19 protein-coding genes are annotated in these 21443 nt (G+C 54.9%); 9 read left to right on the forward strand and 10 right to left on the reverse strand.

Going from position 1 to position 21443, the window contains the following annotated elements; translation table 11 throughout:
* Positions 1-259: 259 nt before the first annotated feature.
* Positions 260-1120, forward strand: a complete 861-nt coding sequence (locus QZ303_RS08970; protein WP_295731864.1) for an RsiV family protein — start codon at positions 260-262, stop codon at positions 1118-1120.
* 182 nt (positions 1121-1302) lie between these two features.
* Here QZ303_RS08970 and QZ303_RS08975 read toward each other — a convergent pair whose 3' ends face one another.
* On the reverse strand, positions 1303-3336 hold the full coding sequence (locus QZ303_RS08975; RefSeq protein ID WP_295731866.1) for a tetratricopeptide repeat protein: 2034 nt from the start codon (positions 3334-3336) through the stop codon (positions 1303-1305).
* A 155-nt stretch (positions 3337-3491) separates the two neighbouring features.
* Between QZ303_RS08975 and QZ303_RS08980 the strand changes: the two genes are divergently transcribed.
* Positions 3492-4775 carry an NAD(P)/FAD-dependent oxidoreductase gene (locus QZ303_RS08980; RefSeq protein WP_295731868.1) on the forward strand — a complete coding sequence of 428 codons (1284 nt, stop codon included), beginning with the start codon at positions 3492-3494 and terminating at the stop codon, positions 4773-4775.
* A 3-nt stretch (positions 4776-4778) separates the two neighbouring features.
* Here the strand turns inward: QZ303_RS08980 and QZ303_RS08985 are convergent, their stop codons facing one another.
* The 9 genes from QZ303_RS08985 to QZ303_RS09025 form a co-directional block, all read right to left on the reverse strand.
* Entirely contained in the window at positions 4779-6224 is a 1446-nt protein-coding gene (locus QZ303_RS08985) for a carbon starvation protein A (RefSeq protein ID WP_295731870.1), read from the reverse strand.
* A 78-nt stretch (positions 6225-6302) separates the two neighbouring features.
* Positions 6303-7682: an aminopeptidase P family protein gene (locus tag QZ303_RS08990; RefSeq protein WP_295731872.1), complete on the reverse strand. Its 1380-nt coding sequence runs from the start codon at positions 7680-7682 to the stop codon at positions 6303-6305.
* A 195-nt stretch (positions 7683-7877) separates the two neighbouring features.
* Positions 7878-8531 carry a hypothetical protein gene (locus QZ303_RS08995; protein ID WP_295731874.1) on the reverse strand — a complete coding sequence of 218 codons (654 nt, stop codon included), beginning with the start codon at positions 8529-8531 and terminating at the stop codon, positions 7878-7880.
* A 580-nt stretch (positions 8532-9111) separates the two neighbouring features.
* Positions 9112-10296 carry a molecular chaperone DnaJ gene (dnaJ, locus tag QZ303_RS09000; protein ID WP_295731876.1) on the reverse strand — a complete coding sequence of 395 codons (1185 nt, stop codon included), beginning with the start codon at positions 10294-10296 and terminating at the stop codon, positions 9112-9114.
* Between the two features lie 12 nt (positions 10297-10308).
* Positions 10309-10947, reverse strand: a complete 639-nt coding sequence (locus tag QZ303_RS09005; RefSeq protein ID WP_295731878.1) for a nucleotide exchange factor GrpE — start codon at positions 10945-10947, stop codon at positions 10309-10311.
* Positions 10948-11080: 133 nt separating this feature from the next.
* Positions 11081-11917, reverse strand: coding sequence for a 4-(cytidine 5'-diphospho)-2-C-methyl-D-erythritol kinase (ispE, locus tag QZ303_RS09010; protein ID WP_295731880.1), 837 nt, complete (start codon positions 11915-11917; stop codon positions 11081-11083).
* A gap of 46 nt (positions 11918-11963) precedes the next feature.
* On the reverse strand, positions 11964-12512 hold the full coding sequence (locus tag QZ303_RS09015) for a hypothetical protein (RefSeq protein WP_295731882.1): 549 nt from the start codon (positions 12510-12512) through the stop codon (positions 11964-11966).
* Positions 12513-12929: 417 nt separating this feature from the next.
* Positions 12930-14087 carry a DNA cytosine methyltransferase gene (locus tag QZ303_RS09020; protein WP_295731884.1) on the reverse strand — a complete coding sequence of 386 codons (1158 nt, stop codon included), beginning with the start codon at positions 14085-14087 and terminating at the stop codon, positions 12930-12932.
* On the reverse strand, positions 14053-14685 hold the full coding sequence (locus QZ303_RS09025) for an Eco29kI family restriction endonuclease (protein ID WP_295731886.1): 633 nt from the start codon (positions 14683-14685) through the stop codon (positions 14053-14055). Before QZ303_RS09025 ends, QZ303_RS09020 begins: the two co-directional genes overlap by 35 nt.
* A gap of 313 nt (positions 14686-14998) precedes the next feature.
* Between QZ303_RS09025 and QZ303_RS09030 the strand changes: the two genes are divergently transcribed.
* The 7 genes from QZ303_RS09030 to QZ303_RS09060 all read left to right on the forward strand — a co-directional run bounded on the left by QZ303_RS09030 (position 14999) and on the right by QZ303_RS09060 (position 21315).
* Positions 14999-15487 (forward strand): helix-turn-helix domain-containing protein, encoded by a 489-nt coding sequence (locus tag QZ303_RS09030; protein WP_295731888.1) that lies wholly within the window; start codon positions 14999-15001, stop codon positions 15485-15487.
* A 209-nt stretch (positions 15488-15696) separates the two neighbouring features.
* Entirely contained in the window at positions 15697-17475 is a 1779-nt protein-coding gene (gene sppA, locus QZ303_RS09035) for a signal peptide peptidase SppA (RefSeq protein WP_295731890.1), read from the forward strand.
* 22 nt (positions 17476-17497) lie between these two features.
* The gene (lpxK, locus tag QZ303_RS09040; protein ID WP_295731892.1) at positions 17498-18619 is read left to right on the forward strand and encodes a tetraacyldisaccharide 4'-kinase; all 1122 of its coding nucleotides are present in this window, start codon (positions 17498-17500) and stop codon (positions 18617-18619) included.
* A 78-nt stretch (positions 18620-18697) separates the two neighbouring features.
* The gene (locus tag QZ303_RS09045) at positions 18698-19513 is read left to right on the forward strand and encodes a purine-nucleoside phosphorylase (RefSeq protein WP_295731894.1); all 816 of its coding nucleotides are present in this window, start codon (positions 18698-18700) and stop codon (positions 19511-19513) included.
* Positions 19514-19585: 72 nt separating this feature from the next.
* The gene (gene thiL, locus QZ303_RS09050; RefSeq protein ID WP_295731897.1) at positions 19586-20665 is read left to right on the forward strand and encodes a thiamine-phosphate kinase; all 1080 of its coding nucleotides are present in this window, start codon (positions 19586-19588) and stop codon (positions 20663-20665) included.
* Between the two features lie 111 nt (positions 20666-20776).
* Complete coding sequence (locus QZ303_RS09055; protein ID WP_295731900.1) at positions 20777-20980, forward strand: helix-turn-helix transcriptional regulator; 204 nt, start codon at positions 20777-20779, stop codon at positions 20978-20980.
* Positions 20977-21315, forward strand: a complete 339-nt coding sequence (locus QZ303_RS09060; RefSeq protein ID WP_295731902.1) for a HipA N-terminal domain-containing protein — start codon at positions 20977-20979, stop codon at positions 21313-21315. The genes QZ303_RS09055 and QZ303_RS09060 overlap by 4 nt, the downstream gene beginning before the upstream one ends.
* Positions 21316-21443: the final 128 nt, after the last annotated feature.

A 21443-nucleotide genomic window follows, 5' to 3' on the forward strand; every position in this document is an offset into this window, starting at 1 on the left:
CAAAGTTAGACACTTCCACGTTCTCCTCCAAATTTTTCAACAAGAATTTTATGTTGTAAAACATATCACTCCATATAACTAAGTATGTACCAGATACATCCGTCCGTAATTTTAACATACATTCACATTAGATTCAAATCCGTCATTGAACCGGCCGTTTCCGAATATTGTTTAATTTTATCTACCCGAATAATCAAAACGGTACTGCTATCCGTTACAAAGATACTAACCATATCTATAATTAATAAAACAGAAACTCATGAAACATATCCATCTCTACTGCGCTACATTGCTCGCGGCAGCGACAACAATTACCGGATGCAGCAAAAAAAACAGCAATGCACCCGAAAGCGACTCCCGGATCAACAACTTCCAGGTAGTGCAGACGATAAAATCGGCTGAACGCGACTACTCGTACACGGGAGCCAATGCGGTGTTCAACGACTCGATTCCTGTCTACAGCAAAGTCTCCGTCACCATCCAGTGGCCCGACAAGATGGGCGCATTCAACATAAAGCCGCTGCAGGACTCCCTGATGGCAGCCATATATGAAAGCCCGAAAGCATCGATCGACGAGACTATACTGGCCGCGCTTGAGGCGCCACGGGGAAAAGATATCTACAAGATGGAGCCTGTCGACAGTATCCCCACACAAAAGCTGGCCATGACGCTCTACAACGACAAGATCGCATCGGCGGTGACGTTCAACCCCAATTTTATAGTATATCAGGTCATGAGCTCCATATACGACGGAGGCGCGCACGGCATGAGCGTATCCCGCTTCATCAACTATGATTTCGACTCCGCACGTGTGATCACTCCGGAACTGGCATTCCGACCGGGCAGCGACGAGAAGCTTCTGGATGCCGTCAAGAACCAACTGATGAAGATGTATGGAGTAAGCTCCCTAAAGGATTTGAACGGAAAAGGCGTGTTCTCCGACCAGATTTTCCTAAGCAAGGAGTTCTATCTCCAAGGCTACAACATCGTGTTCCACTACAATCCCTATGACATAGCCCCATACTCCACGGGAAGCATCGACGTGCCGGTGCCGTACTATACGATAAGCGAATACCTCTCACCGGAAGTGCTCCGGCTGTTCGCCTCCACCGAAATCTGACTACCGCCGTTTTTGTATCCGGACGGGAGGGTGCTGTCAGAATGGCCTAAGATGGTAGGAGCTGAGACTGAGGCTGATGGGAGCGTAGTTCCCTACGTGACCAAAGCCAAATGTCGATAGCGACGACCCAGATGAGCCATTATGACACACCCTCGCACATGACATACGCCACGGCGGCAGCCTCAACGGGCAAACCGCTTCAGCAGATTGTAGCTCGGGACGATGCCAAGCTCTCCGGCCTTGCTCAGGTCGGCCACGCCGGCATCCTTGTTCCCGAGCTTCAGGTAGATATACCCCCGGTTGTAGTAGGCCTCGCCGAAATCGGGCTTGATCTCTATCGCCTTGGTGTAGGCGCTCAGCGCCGAGGTGTAGTCGGCCGCATTGAGCAGCATGTTGCCCTTGTCGTAGTGGGCGATCGCCATGCGAGGCGATAACTCTATCACCTTGTCGAGATCGGAAATCACTTCCGCGGCCACCATCTTCGAGGTCTGCCCCGCCATCTCGGGAAGGATGCCCTCGCGGTTGGTGTCACGCGACAGGCGGTCCATCTCGGCATTTTTCATGCGGGCGTTCGCCCTCAGCAGGTAGGCCAGGGCAAAGTCGGGAGCGAGCGCCAAGGCACGGTCAAGGTCGGCCACGGCGGCGGCATAGTTGTGGAGCGTGTAGTAGTCCATCGCACGCCCGAAATAATCGACGGCACGCGGCGTATGCGTGCCAAGGTAACCGTTGTAATACTCGATCGAGGAAAAATGCTTCTCTATGGCCTCCTCGTCGGAAAGCTGCGGCTCGCGGTTGGTGGTCATAAGAAGGAACCGCAGCGCACGCGTCGCATTGAGATCGTCCACCTCCTTTATATAATATGGCACCTCCTTTATCTCCGTCGTGGTGACATAGTATGAAAGCGTGAACATCGGCTCCACCTCTATCGACAGGTTGCGGTCCTGCACACGTCCCTTGATACCCTCGGTGGCGTAGTCCTCCTTCACGCGGGCATTGTCGTCGACGGTGAGAAGCGACGTGAAGCGAGCCGCCACCTGCTCCTGCGTCTCGTCGCGGTCGGAACGCGAGCCGCCGGCATCCGGGTCGACATCGGCACCCTCGTCGGCGGGAACGGCCTGACGCGAAAGCGCCATGGCACGGTCGTAGTCGCGCTCGGCCTTGGCGCGCTCACCCATCAGACGGTAGTTCTCGCACCTCACGAAATATGCGCCCGAAAACGACGGGAACTCCTCGATCACACGGTCGAGGTCGGCGTTCGAGCCGGCATAGTCGGCGATCTCCTTCGAGAGGAGCGCGCGGTTGTACATGGCCTTGTAGTTGTCGGGGTCAAGCGCGAGCACTTTGCTGAAGTCGTCGATGGCCTTGTTGTTGTCATTGACCTCGGCGCGCAGCAGTCCGCGGTTGAAAAGCGCCGGCACGCTCGTCGGGTCTAGCTGCACGGCATAGTCGAAATCGGCCATCGCACCGAAATAGTCGTCGAGCTGATAACGCAGGAACGCGCGGTTGACAAAGTATCCGGCAAACTGCGGCTGGAGCTTTATGGCCTCGTCCATATCATCGCGGGCGCGTGCATAGTCCTTCGCGGAATTGATCGCTATGTCAGCGCGCATCACATAGGCGTTGACATTGTTCTTGTTTAGCTGGAGGGCATGGTCAATGTCGGCGCTCGCCTTGGCCGTGTCGCCCATGGCCAGATAGAGACGCGCACGCCCCACAAGGCCGTTGTCGTAGCGCGGGTGGTAGCGGAAAAGCTCGGCATAGGTCTCCTCCGATTTCTTGAAATCCTTAAGTTCCTCCAGGGCGAGCGCCTTGTTTAGGAGCAGGCTGCGGTTCTCGGGAAGCTGCTCAAGGGCGCGGTCGTAATCCTCGACAGCCTCCTTGAGCTTGCCCAGGTTCTGACGCGCCACGCCGCGCACCTCATAGGCGCCCGTGATGAAGCGGTTGTGGGATATGGCCGTCGACGCGTCGTCCTCAGCGCCGATATAGTCCTCAAGCGAGATCTTGGCTATGGCCCTGTAGAAATAGGGCTGCGCCAGATAAGGCTTGGCGGCTATCACCTGGTTGAAATACTGTATCGACAGCACGTAATCTTCCAGATAGAGCGAATTCTGCCCCACACGCATCACCTGGTCGGTGTTGATCTGGGCGCACATCCGCGCTGCGGATGAACATAATATTGCAAAAAACAGTATATATTTCAGATACTTCATTTTCATTGCGACAAAATGCGGATTGACATTACCGGTCGTCGTCGTCACCCATGCCTATGAGCCATTGCGTGGCGGGACATAATTCAGACCGGCATTTCCGTGTAAAGTTACGTCATTAAGTTAGAAAATGAGTCGATTTAGACAAAAATAACAATTATCCAATGTCAGCCAAGCAGCGAATAGTGGTGATCGGAGGTGGATTCGCGGGGATATACCTCGTCAAGCATCTCGACCGCCGGCTCTACGACGTGATCCTCGTGGACAGCAACAATTACCATAGCTTCCCTCCCCTCTTCTACCAGATAGCCTCGGCGGGGCTCGATCCGGCCAGCATAGCCTTCCCGTTCCGGCGCGAGATGCGCAAGCTCCACCCACTCCCGGCCTACCACATCGGCGAGGTGCGCCATATCGACACTTCGGAAAAGACGGTGACGACGCAATATGAGACCATCCCCTACGACAGGCTGGTGATCGCCGCCGGCACACGCAACAACTTCTTCGGAATGGCCGGACTCGACAAGTACGTGTTCACAATCAAACGCACCTCGGAAGCGCTGCGCTGCCGCAACGAGATTCTCGACCGCTTCGAGCGCGCCGCCATATGCCCCGACAGCGCCACGCGCCGGAGGCTGCTGAGCTTCGTGGTTGTCGGGGGAGGGCCCACAGGGGTGGAGATAGCAGGCGCGCTCGGCGAGATGAAGCGTTATCTCCTCACGCGCGAATATCCCACGATAAGCCCCGACGAGATGACGATCACCCTTGTCGAAGGCTCCGACAGGCTTCTCCAGACCATGAGCAGCTCGGCGTCGGAATATGCGCTGAAGGCTCTCTCACGGCTCCTGGTCGATGTGCAGACGGAGCGGCGCATGCAGTCATACGCCGACAACGTTATAACATTTTCCGACGGCGGCACGCTATACTCCGGCATGGTGATATGGACGGCGGGGGTAACGTCGGTATCATTCGAGGTGAGGGGCACGCCGCTGCAACTCGGACATGGAGGCCGCATAATCGTCGACGAGTTCAACCGCGCCACCGGACTGGGTGACTCGGTGATGGCGATAGGCGACATATCCGTCCATGCCTCCGAAGCATATCCCCACGGCTGCCCGCAGCTGGCACAGGTGGCCATACAGCAGGCACGCACACTCGCCCGCAACCTCAACCGGCGCTCGTGGGACACGACGTTCCGCTACCGCGACAAAGGCTCGATGGCCACCATCGGGCGCGGACGTGCAGTGGCCGACCTGCCGCACATGCGCCTGAAAGGTTGGCCGGCATGGATGGCGTGGATGTTCGTCCATCTGATATCCATCCTGGGCATGCGCAACAAGGTGGCGGTGCTCGTCAACTGGACATGGGCATACTTCACCTACCCTACGTCGCTCAGGCTGTTGATCCATCCCGAGCGCTATCCGCTGCGCCACCGCTGGGGCGAGTCGTAGCCGTCAGTCGGCCACAAGCTCCTTGCGACGGGCCACGTAGGGCATCACGCGCCTCGCCACTATCCCGGCGGCTATCGCCAGGGTGGCCACGGCTGCGAGCGAATATGCCAGCACCCTGTTCTCGATGCCTAAGAACTGGTCGGCGACACACATGAACGAAGTGATGACATAAGTCATGAACACGGCGGGAACCATGGCTAGCACGAAATTCTTGCCGCGCGACGCGAGCCATACCACGATGCTCCACAGCACGACCGTGCCGAGTGTCTGGTTGGCCCATGCGAAATAGCGCCAAAGCACCCCGAAGTCAATGAGCGTGATGCCGAACCCGATGGCAAACAACGGTATGCATATAAAGAAGCGCTTCACGACCGGACGCTGGTCGATGCCGAATATGTCGGCAATCATCAGTCGGGCGGAACGGAAAGCGGTATCGCCCGAAGTGATCGGCGCGGCCACCACACCGAGCATGGCCAGCACGCTCCCTACAGCGCCGAGCGTGCCGCGCGATATCACGTCGACGGCCCACGCCGGATTGTTGCCGTTGTCGGCCATAGTCTGGCTCAGAGCCCCCGCACCACCGAAGAATGCCATGGCCACGGCGGCCCATATAAGCGCTATGACGCTCTCGGAGATCATGGCCCCGTAGAACACCATCCGGCACTCAGTCTCGTTGCCCACGCAACGGGCCATCATCGGCGACTGCGTGGCGTGGAATCCGGAGATAGCGCCGCACGCTATGGTGATGAAAAGCGCGGGCATGATAGGAAGGTCGTGGGCGTTGAGCTGGTAGTTGTGGAACGTCGTCATCTCCGGAATCGAATAGTCGCCGAACAGGAGCGCCCCGAACAGCCCGAGGGCCATGGCGATGAGCGCCGCCCCGAACACAGGATAGAGCCTCCCTATAACCTTGTCGACAGGGAGCATCGTGGCCACGATGTAGTAGACGAGGATGATCCCGACCCACCATGCCTGCGAGACGGAGGGCACCAATGTGCCGAGCAGCTGCGCCGGACTCAACAGGAACACCGCGCCGACAAGCACCATAAGGAATATGGAGAACACCCTTACGAGGTCCCTGACGCCGACGCCGAAATACCGGCCGATAATCTCGGGCAGGCTGCGCCCGTCGCCCCTGACGATCATCATCCCCGACATATAGTCGTGCATGGCGCCGAAAAATATTCCGCCGAGCGTTATCCACACGAATGCCACCGGCCCGAAGCATGCGCCGAGTATGGCGCCGAATATCGGGCCTGTGCCGGCGATGTTGAGCAGCTGTATGAGAAACGTGCGCCATCGCGGCAGGCGAATATAGTCTACCCCGTCCGCCATCCGGTCGACGGGAACGGGCCGATCCTTGTCGATTCCCGCCTGGCGGTCAAGATACCTTCCATAGATGAAATACGCACCAATCAACGCCGCCAGGCACACAAGAAATGTTATCATGATTAAAAATTTTCTGATTCAAGGGAGAGTGCCCGGAGACCGTTCAACAGTCCGCCCGACACCTCTCAATACTGTCTCCTACTCTGCCCTCATGTCCTCGACCTCCTCGGTGGTCAGTGGGATTTTCTTGCCGAGGCGACGATGGCCGTCTGCGGTGATCAGGAAATCCTCCTCGTTGCGCACGCCGCCCCAGTCGCGCCACTTCTCCACCTCGGAGTAGACGATCATGTCGGCGAAGCGACCCTCCTTCTCCCAAAGGTCGATAAGCTCCGGTATGAAGTAGACCCCCGGCTCTATCGTGTGGACCATGCCCGGCTCAAGCGGCCGCGCGAGGCGCAGCGACTTGCGTCCGAACTGCGTGGACTTCGGCTTGCCGTCGTAGCCCACCCACACCTCGCCGAGGTTCTCCATGTCGTGGTCGTCGAGGCCCATCAGGTGGCCCAGCCCGGTCTGGAAGAAAAGGGCATAAGCACCGCTCTCGACGGCATCCTGCGCGGAGCAGCGCAGCATGCCGAGGTCCTTCATGCCCTGCGCCACCACTTCTGCGGCACGGTTGTGCACGTCGATGAAAGGCACACCCGGCCGCAGCATCTCCACCGCAGCCTGGTGCGCGGCCACCTGCACGTCGTAGACAGCCTTCTGCCTCGGCGTGAACCTGCGGTCGGCGGGGATGGTCGAAGTCATGTCGCCGGCATAGCCCGACTGCGTCTCGGCGCCCGCATCCACGAGCACCATGTCGCCCGGCTTTATCAGGTTGCCATGGTAGGGGTTGTGGAGGGTCTGCCCGTTGATTGTGCAGATGGTGTTGAACGACAAGGTGCAGTTGTTGGCTGCGGCCACCCTTTCGAGAGCCGCCATCACCTCATATTCATACATGCCCGGGCGCACGCAGCGTATGGCCTCGATGTGCATGTCGGCGGTCACGTCGCACGCACGCTCTATCTCGGCGATCTCCTCGGCGCTCTTGTGGTTGCGCTGGTCGACCACGGCGCGTATCAGTTCCACCGACGGGGTGTGTTCGCCCGGCTTCAGGTCGAGCAGGCGCCACAGCTTCAAGGTGTGCTCGGCGCGGTATTCCGGCAGGGTATGTATTCTCCGGCCAGCCTTGCGCGCATCGTCGAGCACGCCGCGCAGGCTGCCGGAAGGCATCATATGCTCCACGCCCACGCCGTGGGCCTTCTCATGAAGTGTGGGCTGGGTGCCCATCCACACTATATGGTCTATCGAAAGCTCGTCGCCGAAAAGTATGGCCTCGCCGCTGTCCGCGTCGATCACGGCATTAAGCCCCGCATAGGGGAGACCGAAATAATACAGGAAAGTCGAGTCCTGGCGATATGGATAGGTGGCATCCTCGAAGTTACGCCCCGTCTCGTCGTTGCCTAAAAGCAGTATCAGTCCGTCGCCCACCTTCTCGGCCAGACGGCGTCTGCGCTCCACATATGTATCTTTACTGAACATAGCGTTTATCTCTTTATTTTTTACTATTTCTTACTTTTTCCGTTCAATCCGCAACCGCGGAGTCCACAAAGATACGAATAAGTCGAGAGAAAAGAACAAGCTCACTTGTACTTTTCCGAACGTAAGTATCTAAAATGATTACATGGGATAGTAGGGATGCTTCCCGAAGCATCCGATGCACGGCGAGGCGAGGATCTATGGACACGGATGTACCGGGGGTACATCCCTACGTTGGGATTCAGGCGATTGCACCTCGTAGGCGGGACGAATCATGGTGATAAGACGTTGGACGCCTCCCTTCGGTTGTGGGGCGATTGACGGATGTTTGGAGAATGACGGAGGAATGGCGATTGAGGGTGGTGTGGAGGTTGACGGTTGCATAGCGGTCGGGACTGCACATGAGGAGAGATTGCGGGTGGCAGCGGGCTTTCTCTGCCGGGTGATGCAGTTTGTGCGGTCGATGTTGCGCTCGCGACGCTTTCGGGCACGTTCTTTCCTGGCGGCCTCCGCAGCCTCAGCTTCCGCCTTGCGGGCGGCCTCCGCACGGGCAATGCGCTCATCCTCGATGGCCTTTAAGCGGGCAGCCTCGGCAAGGATAGCATCGCGACGGGCCACACGTTTTAGCCGCGCACGCTCGTTACGCGCCTTGCGGGCATCGACCTCGGCCTTTATCACCACCCATGCGCACTCGAAATATGTCTCGCAGAATTCGTGATCGACATATTCCTCGGTCCTCTTCCCCTCGATATAGTCGCGGATCATCCGCTCGGTGTATTCCACACTGATATACGGCATGAGGCGGATGGACCTCATCCACGTCTCGTCAAATTTGTAACGCTGTGTTTTCATAATTGCGATAAATCAAGATTGGTAATATTTCAAGTCATACCATTGGCATAAACCAACTAAGAACATCGCAAATTTACAACCAAACCAACGATATATGCAAATTTTTACTGAATTATTTTTCCGGCATATGTAAGAGGTTGTTTAAAAACAAAAGTGAAATACCGGGTTCGCAGATTTGAGATGAATTTCGCCTTGCGGATTCAGGAGCATAGTGGGCTATGCGACTGAATCAAAAGGTGAAGGGCATCCAAAGATGCGAAACTAAGGGTATTCTAATTGGGTCATGGATAAAGATTATATTTTAACATACTGAAATAATCGGAAACGGAAATTACCTTTCTGCTGCCGGATTTTTGTGAAATCGCATTTGCATCTCAGTCACATAGCCCACTATGCTCCTTCGTCTTAAATCCGATTTCCCTGAAAATCCGACAGCCCGGTATTTCACTTTTGTTTTTAAACAACCTCTAAAAAGCCTCGGAGAAGCGGTGTCGCAATCGATGTTGCAAGACACGGCCTCTCCGAGGTAATAGATTATAGAGGATGCTAAAGGTTTCTAAGAGGTGGTTTAAAAAGCCTCTCAGTTTTCGGGATTGAAGATGTGGCGCAGGCGAGAGAAGATGCGCTTCTTGATAGAGTCGTCGGCCTTGATGTTGGGCTGTCCCTGAAGGCTCTCTATGGCCTTGCGCTCGGTGTCGTTGAGGGTCTCGGGGATGTAGACCATGATGTTGATGAGCTGGTCACCGTTTCCGTAGCCCTCGGGCGAGGGGAGGCCCTTGCCACGCAGGCGGAGCACCTTCCCTGGCTGAGTCCCGGCGGGAATCTTCACGCGTGCTTTTCCGGTGATGGTCGGCACTTCGACCGAACCGCCAAGGGCTGCCGTAGGGATGTCGAGCATCAGGTTGTAGACAACGTCGTTGCCGTCGCGTATCAGCTCCGGGTCGGGAATCTCCTCGATAACCACGAGCAGGTCGCCGTTCACGCCACCGTGGCGCGCGGCGTTGCCCTTACCCTTGAGCTGCAGCGTCATGCCGTCGCTCACGCCGGCAGGGATGGTAAATTCCACCACCTCCTCCTGACGCACGATGCCCTCGCCGCCACAGTACTGGCATTTCTGGGTGATGGTCTTTCCCTCACCCTGGCAGTCGGGACAGGTCGAGGTAGACTGCATCGGGCCGAGGAATGTCTGCTGCACGTGCTCGATCACTCCCGAACCATGACAGCGCTGGCACGTCTGGAAAGCCGTGCCGTCCTTCGCACCAGTGCCGTTGCAATGCTGGCACTGCACGAAACGCGGAATCTTCAGCTTCTTGGTCACACCCGTGGCAAGCTCGCTGAGGGTGAGCTTGACCTTTATGCGCAGGTCGCTCCCCTTGGGCTGCCTGCGGCGACGCGGCGCGCCACCGGCCGCCGAACCGAATCCGCCGAACCCTCCGTAGCTGCCGCCGCCGAAGATGTCGCCGAAATGGGCGAAAATGTCCTCCATCGACATGCCGCCGGCATGGAAGCCGCCGCCACCACCGCCGCCGAAGCCGGAAGGACCCATAGAGTGGCCCCACTGGTCGTACTTGGCGCGCTTGTCAGCATCGGAGAGCACGTCGTAGGCCTCGGCGGCCTCCTTGAACTTCTCCTCCGCAGCCTTGTCGCCGGGATTCTTGTCGGGATGATATTTCAAGGCCAGCTTACGGTAGGCCTTCTTGAGCTGCTCCGGAGTGGCGTTCTTGTCCACGCCGAGCACTTCGTAGTAATCGCGTTTGTTGTCCATAACGGCCGGATTTTATTGTCCCACTACCACCTTTGCGTGGCGCAGGACCTTGTCGTGGAGAGTATAGCCTTTCTGCACGGTGTCGATCACCTTGCCTTTCTGGCTCTCGTCGGGAGCGGGGAAAGTCGTCACGGCTTCATGCAGCTCGGTGTCAAAGACTGTGCCGGGAGCGGAATCTATCGGCTTCACGCCGTTCTGCTCGAGATATTTCACGAACTTGTTGTAGATCAGCTCGACACCCTCGCGGATGGAAGCGGCGTCGTCGGAGGCCTTGATGGCATCGAGCGAACGTTCGAAATCGTCGATCACCGGGAGGAGGCCCTTCAGGGCGTTCTCGCCGCCGTTCTTTATCAGCTCGCTCTTCTCCTTGAGCGTGCGCTTGCGGAAATTGTCGAACTCGGCCATAAGAAAAAGATACTCCTTCTTCTCCTTCTCAAGCTGTGCGCGGGTGTCGTCAAGCTCTTTCTGAAGGGCGGCCGCGCGGTCGGCCTCCTCATTGGCGATATCCTTAGCGGCCTCGGCGTCCTGCTGCTCTACAAACTCATTATCAATGTCATTGACAGAAATCTCGCCATCAACCGGATTCTGCGGCGCGGCGGCATTTCCATGATTCTTATTCTTGTCCATATGCTTGGTCTTTTTTCTTTTCATCGGTCTATCCGGTTATTTTACTGCAAAAACAATGCCGTAAATTCCCATATTATCTATCTATAATAACCGCCGACGTGGCGATAACGTTCATTCAGAGGACGTTTAATGACAAATGTTAAATTCCTGCGTTCCTCTACATCCGGTTGGTCGACACGAAGAATTCCATGCCGGCGAACCGGATGGAAGCCTCGCGTGACAACTTGTCACTGTCAGCGCCCGGGAATATGCCGAACACAGCCGAACCGGACCCTGACATCGACGCATAGGCCGCGCCCATGCCGAGAATGGCAGACTTCAGCCCGGCGATTTCCGGATGGGCCTGAAAGACACTCTGCTCAAACTGATTCACCAACCTCCCTTGCCATGAAGCGACAGGCCCGGCAAGCAGCCCGGCTAAATCAACGTCCGGGTCGCGCGGGGTCACACCGACATATGCCTCGCGGGTCGACACGTGCACGTCGGGCTTCACGATAAGCACCGGCACTCCCGCAAGGGACACCTCGCAGGGAGAGAACACGTCTCCGATGCCCGTGGCGAGCATCGGACGGTCGTAAATGAAAAAAGGACAGTCGGCGCCGATGCGTGCGGCCACACGTGCCATCTCATCGGCGGCCAGCCCGAGGCTGAAAAGGTTGTTAAGCCCGAGGATGGTAAAGGCGGCGTCGGCACTGCCTCCCCCGAGGCCTGCGCCGTCGGGAATCACCTTGTGGAGGTATATGTCGACGGAGGATAGGGGAGCCACCTCAGCCAAAGCCCTATAGGCGCGCATCACAAGGTTCTTCTCCGGCGGGCAGTCGACGCCCCGGCCCGTGACAGTGAGCGTGGTGTCCTCCCCTCGGGCGGGGACTATCTCAAGTATGTCGTGCCAGTTGACGGGATAAAACGCCGTCAGCAGGTCATGGTAACCGTCTGGTCGTCGGCCTGTGATATAAAGCCCTAAATTTATCTTTGCGTTAGGAAACAATATCATTATTCTTGAATTTCAGATTGTTACTGATGTTTAAATGGAACGGGGTTTACAGAAACGGGGCAACGGCCTTGCGCTCGACCACCACCTCGCAGTCGGGGAATCCCTGACGGATGATGCGGTTGACCCGGGCCGTGTCGGACAGAGCCGTGGAGAGCGGAAACGGCAGTTTGACGAGATCCGTGACGATCGACCCCGGGATGACCATCTCGCGCAGACGTTCAACCGACGGCGCGGACTCCATCGCGGCATACTCGGAATAAGTGTAGCGGGTGAATGCGGTGTTTATCCCAACCCCGCGCCGGTCAAGCAGATAACCGTCGGCAAGGAGCACCGGCGCAGACGCACCGCGCACGTCGGACGGATCCGGGAAAGATACGATACGGCTGCGGTCGCGGTTCATAGTCACCGGCACATTGTCGGCAAACGGGCCGTTGGTGCGATACACCACAGCCTTGGGAATCATCGAACTATGACCCACCACCATACTTTCGGGGCGCTCCTGTGGCATCACCGTCGCATCACCTCTGCGGGCGCGGCATGCCATAACGGCCACACCCATCACCGCTACCGTCAGATAAACTACATATCTCTTCATAATACTCATATTCCGTGAAAGATTCGCAAAATTAAACAAAAACGAGGATGTCTTAAAATCCTATAACACCCAAGCCCCCGTTTTTGCTTGATTCCCCCCTCACCATGAAAAACAATCCCTGTAGTTGTAGGATAGTGTCATTCGCAATATTAGGATAAATTGGGATTCACATTATCTCCACGGTGAAAAGTTTCCATATACGTATTTGCCTACTCGTGAAATTCACTGATACATAGTTCGATGATTTCTGTGTGCCTATTTGTGTGCCAATAAATTTCGAGAATGGATCTGGGACTATATAAGACTTTGAATGCCAAATAATTATAGCATGTACTGTTCGATGATTACTAACTATTGTATAACATATAAATTTATCGTCGCTTGAACGCTGTTTAAATTATCTTATCGCATTGCGATTCATTCCAAGCAAGCAAGAATTGACGAACTAATCGTTTGCGCAAGTTTAACAGGGACCGCGTTTCCAAGCTGGCGCATCGCTTCTGTCCATGAACCGATTATTTGGTAATTATCAGGGAATGTTTGCAAACGTTTAGCTTCAAATACTGTAAAGTAACGGAATGAACCATCTTGAAATTTTATCATATTTTCGCCTCCGGGAACACCATGTGCGCCAGCCTTAATAGTTTTGGCCGGTTCATCTATTGGACTTCCGGTATGACCGGGATATTCTCTTGCGCCGTCTCGTATTATATGTTCAGAAGGAAAATAGTCTTGATCATCACATTGGGGAATATTTATCAAAGCATCCCTAACTGTTCTCCACGGCAGTAAGTCTGGAGGGAAAAAACCATATTTCAATGACAACATATTTTTCATCCTTCCGAAATCAGAAAATTCTTCATTGGATGGTGTTATTTTATGCCTGTCCCAATAAGAATTGGTCACATACTTTTCCCAAAGTAGGGAATCGAAGGAATGGGTTACGGGCGGGAGAGACCAAGAAATACCAAGGTCTTTCCTGAAGCCAACAATTATCACTCTCTCACGTTTTTGAGGTACGCCATAGTTCGCCGCATTAACTAAGTGAATTTGTACTTCATATTGTTCTGAAAGCGGGATATTCTTACTTTGTTTGACGATATTGTCAATATGTGAATTCCAATCCTCGTATGCATTGTGGATTGTAGGATATTGAAGTTGAAGCAGGATATAATCCAGATATGATTTGAAATTTGGACGTAAGAGTCCTTTCACATTCTCAAAAAAAAATGCCCGAGGCAATAAATCTCGTATGGAACGTATTGCAGAAGGGAACATATCTCGTTTGTCGAGATCACCTTTTGCTTTGCCTCCCATGGAAAAAGGTTGACAAGGAGGACCTCCCGCAACAATGTCTACACCATGACACTGTGAGAAATCATAAGTCCGTATATCCTCCTCAAATACGATTCTTCCATCGTAATTTCTTCTAAGCGTCTTACAAGCATCGCTGTTCCATTCAACAAAAGCTGTATGATTAACACCTGCAAGACCTATTCCAGTCGCTAATCCTCCAGCTCCGGAAAATATTTCAAGACAATTACACATTGTTGAAATCACTAAAATAAATTTCAATACTCTTGAAAATGTCCTCAATCGATTTGGAAGGCTCCGCGCAACGATTAGCCCAATTTCGTCCAGGATGCAATGTGTCCCATTCTGAACGCTCTTGATTATATCTTCCGCTACCGGGATCATGGTTTCCGAAACCATCGACAACACAATTCCATAACGGGTTATAGTTTCTAATCAAAGCTGCTTCAACCGTACCGATCAAATTGCTTGCTGCATTTTCCAATATCATGAAACGGCAAAGAAAATCGCTCATATCCAAATTTGAAGCTGCGCCTATACTTTTTGCGTGGTCGCATAATCTTCTGTAAAGCTCATGTGAAGAACTTATCGGAACACGTCCTTGTCGCCATCCACGAGGTACGGCTTTGCCGATATAAATAGGTTGTCTAAAATCTAATCTATTTATTTCATGAAAGTCCTTATATAAACCGTTTTTCCCAATAAAATATAGTGCATATACTCCAGCTCCTTCAAAATCTTCCAAAGGAGGCATAGGCTGTATGGGAGTTCCATTGAAGAACCTTATTGTATCTTTAATAAGTTCCTCAAACTCCGGCGAATAGAAAACGTGTTTAGAACGATCAAAACTAAATTTCATAAAAAGTGGAAAACTTCCGAGTAGGCAGACAGGCGACCAAACCTTTTGCGGCTACAAGGGTGTTCCGTTATTGTATATAAGTTATTACTTATATTGTGTGGTCTTTGTCTGCACTGGCGCGTTTAGATTGCAAAATTACAAAATATTCTGAAACATAGGATTTAAAAAAGGTGTGAATTTGGACATTCACTCATCTCAGGTTTTTCCACAGCTTTTCCAGGCATCTGCGAAAACCATGGATTATTTTTTAACAACTTCACCAATCGGAGTGTTGCCATTATTGGAAACTTCTATTATCTTTGCGTCCATGATCATGAAAACGAAATTCGATGAAATAGGCCTGCTGTTCTTGAAACGCAGAAAGGAACTTGGACTCACCCAACAGCAATTGGGTGAAAAGGTCGGCGTCACCAAGTCGGAAATATCGAAAATCGAGAACGGACGAGGCATAACATTCTCTACCATAAACAAGATTTCCGACGCATTGGGCGTCGCGGTCGTGGTCGAACTGAAAGAAAAATCATCCCCGTCGAGCGACATCATACCTGACAGCCTTATGACATACTCTTCTGAAAACACATTTGAGTTTCTGGTGGAATACATTACGTCCAAAGTGGTCGAATGGATCATGAAAGAACAGAATGTCGGATTGGAGGAAGCGTTGCTGCTGTTTCACAACTCCGAAACATTCGATGCGCTATGCCGCCCCGACAACGGCATGTATGTCGAAAGTCCGGCTTTTGTCTATGAAATTTTTCAGGAAGAACTGCGCCGTGGCACACTGCGCGGCATGACCGAATGACAGCTTGCCGGAAACTGACCTGTAAATTCAAGATAATACGCATATTATTGCACATTTTACCTATAAGAAGTTACTTATCTGAAAATAAATCCGGAGCTTTGGGAATATGCTTTTGCATTTGTTGGCATGAATTGCTAACTTTGCGAGGAATAGTACCCGCCGCGATGTGAACGTCGCACCCTCCGGCGGCACGATAAAGAAAAAGCAATATGAATTTCAAGCAATTTTGCATGACCGCCCTGGCCGTAGTAGCCGGCATCTTCATAACAGGACTCCTGGGCTTCTTCGGCATGATCTACATGATGATACAGATGATGCTCATGAGCATAGGGCAGCAGCATCCGGCGACAGAGAGCCACTCCATACTCCACATCGACCTCTCCTCGGAAATCGTGGAGCGCGAGCAAGGCACGACACTTATGCAGCAGCTGCAGGGAGTGGAAAACAACTCGATATCACTCAACCGCCTTCTCGACGCGCTCAAGATCGCTGCCACCGACCCCAAGATCGAGGGCGTGTATCTCGACTGCGGAGGCGTGTCGGCCGGAGTGGCCACGCTGATGTCGGTCAACGAGGCAGTCAACACTTTCCGCAACTCCGGCAAGTGGGTGGCCGCCTACGCCGACAGCTATGCCCAGAGCGACTATATCGTGGCCTCCGCCGCGGACTCGCTCTGGCTCAACCCAGTCGGCGAGGTCGACATACATGGCGTCGGAGCCGGGCTGCTCTATTTCAAGGGGCTTCTCGACAAGCTCGGGGTAGATGTCCAGGTGTTCAAGGTAGGCACATACAAGAGCGCCGTCGAGCCGTTCCTGCTCACCGCCCCCAGCGAGGCCAACATAAGGCAGACGCGTGAATACCTCGACCCCATATGGAGCGACGTGCGCACCGCCATCGCATCGGGGCGCAACGTGGATCCCGCCGTGATAAACGCCTGGGCCGACAGCATCATAGTCACCGAGGACCCCGCCACCTACCCCTCTCGCGGGGTGGTCACCTCGCTGCGCTACCGCCACGACGCCGAACAGACGCTCAAGGCCATGTCGGGCATTGACGATGACGACGACCTGCGCCTGGTGAAACCGTCGGAATACCTCAACCAGTCATATCCCCACAAGTATCTGAAGGAAGCATCCAAGCCCGACTACCGCATAGCCGTGCTGTATGCCGTGGGCGACATCGTACAGGAGGGCGACGAGGGTATAGTCGGCGCCGACATGGCACCCCTCATCTACGACCTCGCCGATGATGACGACATATCGGCGCTCGTGCTCCGCGTGAACTCCGGCGGCGGCAGCGCCTACGCCTCCGAACAGATATGGGAGGCGCTCGAATACTTCAAGACAAAGGACAAGCCGTTCTACGTGTCGATGGGCGACGTGGCCGCCTCCGGAGGATACTACATATCCTGCGGGGCCGACAAGATATTCTGCCAGCCCACCACGCTCACCGGCTCCATAGGCATATTCGGCATGGTGCCCAGCATTGAAGGTATGATGGAGAAGCATCTCGGCGTGAACTACAGCCTCATCGCCTCCAACCCCAACGCCGCGATGGGCATCATCAGGCCATTCACACCCGTGCAGCGCAAGGCCATGCAGAGGATGATCGACCGTGGCTACGAGACATTCGTCGGACGCTGCGCCGCAGGCCGCGGCATGCCTGTCGACTCCATCAAGGCCATCGCCGAAGGGCGTGTATGGGCCGGGACAAAGGCCATTGAAATAGGCCTGGTGGACCGGCTCGGCACCCTCAACGACTGCATCATGGCCCTGGCCGAGGAAAATTCCGAAGGCTCATATTCCATCGTCGAATATCCCGACCCGGAAGGCACATGGTGGGAAAAACTCATCATGAGCAATGCCCAGATGCGCACTGAAGCCATCAAGAAAGAGCTGGGCGCCGCCTACCCCATCTACAAGACCGTACAGTCGCTCGGTACGATGGACCCCGTGCAGGCGCGCATGCCATTCACGGTAGAACCCTGACAACAATCAAGCCAGCAACCCCATGCGCCACAACAGACTTGTCGACACGCTGATACTCCGACCGTTATCGTGGATATACGGTATGGTCACCGCTGTGCGCAACAAGCTGTTTGACTGGCACGTCCTCAAGGAGCATACTTTCCCGGTGCCGGTGCTCGTCATCGGCAACCTTGCCGTAGGGGGCACAGGCAAGACCCCCCACACGGAATATGTGGTGGACCTGCTCAGGCAGGAATACAACATAGGAGTGCTGTCGCGCGGATACCGCCGGCGCACCAAGGGTTTCATACTCGCCGACAAGCGTTCGACACCGGGCGACATCGGCGACGAGCCTTACCAGATATACCAGAAATACGGCCACGACATCCGCGTGGCTGTCTGCGAGAGCCGTGTGAAAGGTATCAACGAGTTGCTGAGGCTTGACCCGTCGATCAATCTGGTAGTGCTCGACGATGCCTTCCAGCACCGTCACGTAAAGCCATCGACATCAATCGTGCTCACCGAGTGGCACCGTCCGGTCTACAACGACGAGATGCTCCCGCTCGGCCGTCTGCGCGAATCGATGCAAGGACTGCTCCGCGCTGACATAATAGTAGTGACAAAATGCCCGCAGGACATACGCCCCGGCGACGTGAGCATCATCTACGACAACCTGAAGCTGTTCCCGTTCCAGCGCCTCTACTTCTCGCATTACCGCTACGGCCATCTGGTAAGCGTGTTCCCCGATGAAGTGCGTTACGTGCCCGGATTGGAATGGCTCAACCCTGACGATGCCGTGCTCGTTGTCACCGGAATAGCCAACCCGCGGCCGCTCCTGCGCTATGCCAGGGGCTTCAAGGCCAAGGTGAGCGTGCTGCGCTTCCCCGACCACCACAATTTCACACGTCGCGATTTCGCCGAACTGTCGAAAGCCTATTCGCACCTCGAAGGCAAGCACAAGTACATCATCACCACCGAAAAAGACTCGGTGCGCATGGCCAACAACCCGTATTTCCCGCCCGAACTGAAAGGGGCCACGTTCTATCTGCCCATAAAGGTGGAATTCATGCCGCAGAAGATGCCGCAGAACGCCAACCCGTTCGACATGGAGATACGCCGGGCATTGCGGGACTTCAACTCGGCCTCCTCACAGGTAAGGAAATAACCGCATGACGCCGGACATGCATCGTGTTAAATGACTCATCTTTTCAAACCATAACTTCAAGTACACCGTTATAATCCCATGTTAGCGAAAATAAAAGAAACAGCAGAATATATCCGCACGCGTGTAGCCGCCCCCGTCCCCACCACCGCCATCATCCTCGGCACAGGTCTGGGCGCGCTTGTCGACTCGATCACCGACAAGCAGTACATCCCCTACAACGAGATCCCCAACTTCCCGGTGTCGACCGTAGAGGGGCATAGCGGCAACCTTATCTTCGGACGCCTCGGCGACCGTCCCGTCATGGCCATGCAGGGCCGCTTCCATTTCTACGAAGGCTACGACATGAAAACAGTGACCTTCCCCATCCGCGTGATGCACGAGCTTGGCATAAAGACACTCTTCGTCAGCAACGCCGCCGGAGGGATGAACCCCGAGTTTGAGATCGGCGACATAATGATCATCACCGACCACATCAACCTCTTCCCCGAGCATCCTCTGCGCGGCAAGAACTACGAGGAGTGGGGCCCGCGCTTCCCCGACATGAGCGAGGCCTACTCGCGCCGCCTGATCGACAGCGCCAGGGAGATAGCCGCCGAGAAAGGTATCCGTGTGATGCACGGAGTGTATGTGGGTACTCAGGGTCCGACGTTCGAGACCCCGGCGGAGTACCGCTACTTCCACATCATCGGCGGCGATGCCGTCGGCATGTCGACCGTTCCCGAAGTGATCGTGGCGCGCCACATGGGCATGGAAGTGTTCGGAGTGTCGGTGATCACCGACCTCGGCGTTGAAGGTATCGTCGAAAAGGTGTCGCACGAAGAGGTGCAGAAGGCCGCCGCAGCCGCACAGCCCAAGATGATGGAGATAATGACCGAACTGGTCAAGCGCTCCTGACCACAGAGCAACCAAAAATAAAGAGCGCCCTCTCCACCGGTGGGGGCGCACATTATATATATCATACACATCATGGAACAGAATCTCACTGAAATATCCTCGATAGGGGAGTTCGGCCTAATCGACCGGATCACCCGCGAATTTCCGCTCGTCAATGCAAGCTCGCTGCGAGGCACGGGCGACGACGCGGCAGTGATGCGCTACGCCGGCACCGACGTGCTCGTCACTACCGACATGCTCCTCGAAGGCGTGCACTTCGACCTGACCTACGTGCCGCTTAAGCATCTCGGCTACAAGGCCGCCGTGGTCAACTTCAGCGACATCTACGCCATGAACGGCACGCCGCGCCAGATCGTGGTGTCGCTCGGCATCTCGCGACGCTTCGCCGTAGAGCATATCGACGCCCTATACGACGGTCTGCGCACGGCATGCGCCGTCTACGGCGTCGACCTCGTGGGCGGCGACACCACAGCCTCGCGCCAGGGGCTGGTGATCTCCGTGACATGCATCGGCGACGCCCCCGCCGACGGCATCGTGTACCGCGACGGAGCCAAGGACACCGACCTGATCTGCGTGAGCGGCGACCTCGGGGCGGCCTACATGGGCCTCCAGCTGCTCGAACGCGAAAAGACGGCCTCCGCCGGGCAAAAGGATTTCGTGCCAAAATTCGACGGCAAGGAGTATCTCGTGGAGAGGCAACTCAAGCCGGAGGCGCGCCGCGACATAGTGCAGGCGCTCGCCGGTGCAGGTATAAAGCCGACCTCGATGATCGACGTGTCCGACGGTCTGTCGAGCGAGCTGCTCCACATCTGTAGGGGTTCACATACCGGCTGCCGTGTCTACGAGGACCGAATACCCATCGACTACCAGACTGCAGTGATGGCCGAGGAGCTGGGGATGAACCTCGTGACAGCCGCCCTCAACGGCGGCGAGGACTACGAGCTGCTTTTCACCGTGCCCCTCGCCGACCACGAGAAGGTGAAGGATCTCCCCGGCGTGAAGGTCATAGGCCATATCACCAAGGAGAGCCTCGGCTGCGCCCTTGTCACCCGCGACGGCACCGAAATGCCCCTCCGCGCCCAAGGCTTCAACCACATGGCCCCCGACCCCGCTTCCGACCCCACATACCCCGCCATGAAGTCGGAGGAATAGCCATTCATACCCTCTAGGGTATAATAAGGTCGGACTTGCAATATTTTATACCCTTTATGGTGCAATATCCCTCGTTTTTCATATCTTTGCACCATAAAGGGTATATTTTCTATGACACCATTGGCAAAATATGTGAAAGAAAAACGTAAGCAATACGGGCTGACGCAGGTCGACCTGTCGCAAAAATCCGGTGTGGGATTGCGTTTTGTCCGTGAACTGGAGCAAGGTAAGGAGACATTGCGCCTTGATAAAGTCAATCAGGTGCTTAAACTGTTCGGAGTCGAAATGACACCGACGAAAACCTCCGGATCATGAAGAAAGCCAACGTGTTCATCGATAACACTCTTGCCGGTATCCTGACCGAGGACGATATGGGCTATGAATTCCGTTACGACACCCGTTATCTGAATTCCGGGAATCCGACACCGGTCAGTCTGACACTTCCGCTTCAGGAATCCCCTTACCGCGACGATGTTTTATTACCGTTCTTTGACGGGCTTATACCAGAGGGATGGCTGCTTGATATCGCAGAACAGAGCTGGAAGATATCGGCCCGCGACCGTTTCTCACTGCTGCTTGCCTGCTGCAAGGATTGCATCGGGAACATCAGCATCATACCTTTTGAAGAAAGCGAGGTGAACGATGGATAATTGCCTGGCATGCTACAAACCACTCGAAAACGGGGAAGTGGACTTCCACAAGGGTTGCGCAAGAAAAATTTTCGAATTATTACTGTCCGCTAAACCATAAATCAGAGAGTCCAACATCTTGAAAGGCA

The sequence above is a fragment of the uncultured Muribaculum sp. genome (genome assembly GCF_910583865.1).
Classification (GTDB): Bacteria; Bacteroidota; Bacteroidia; order Bacteroidales; family Muribaculaceae; genus Muribaculum.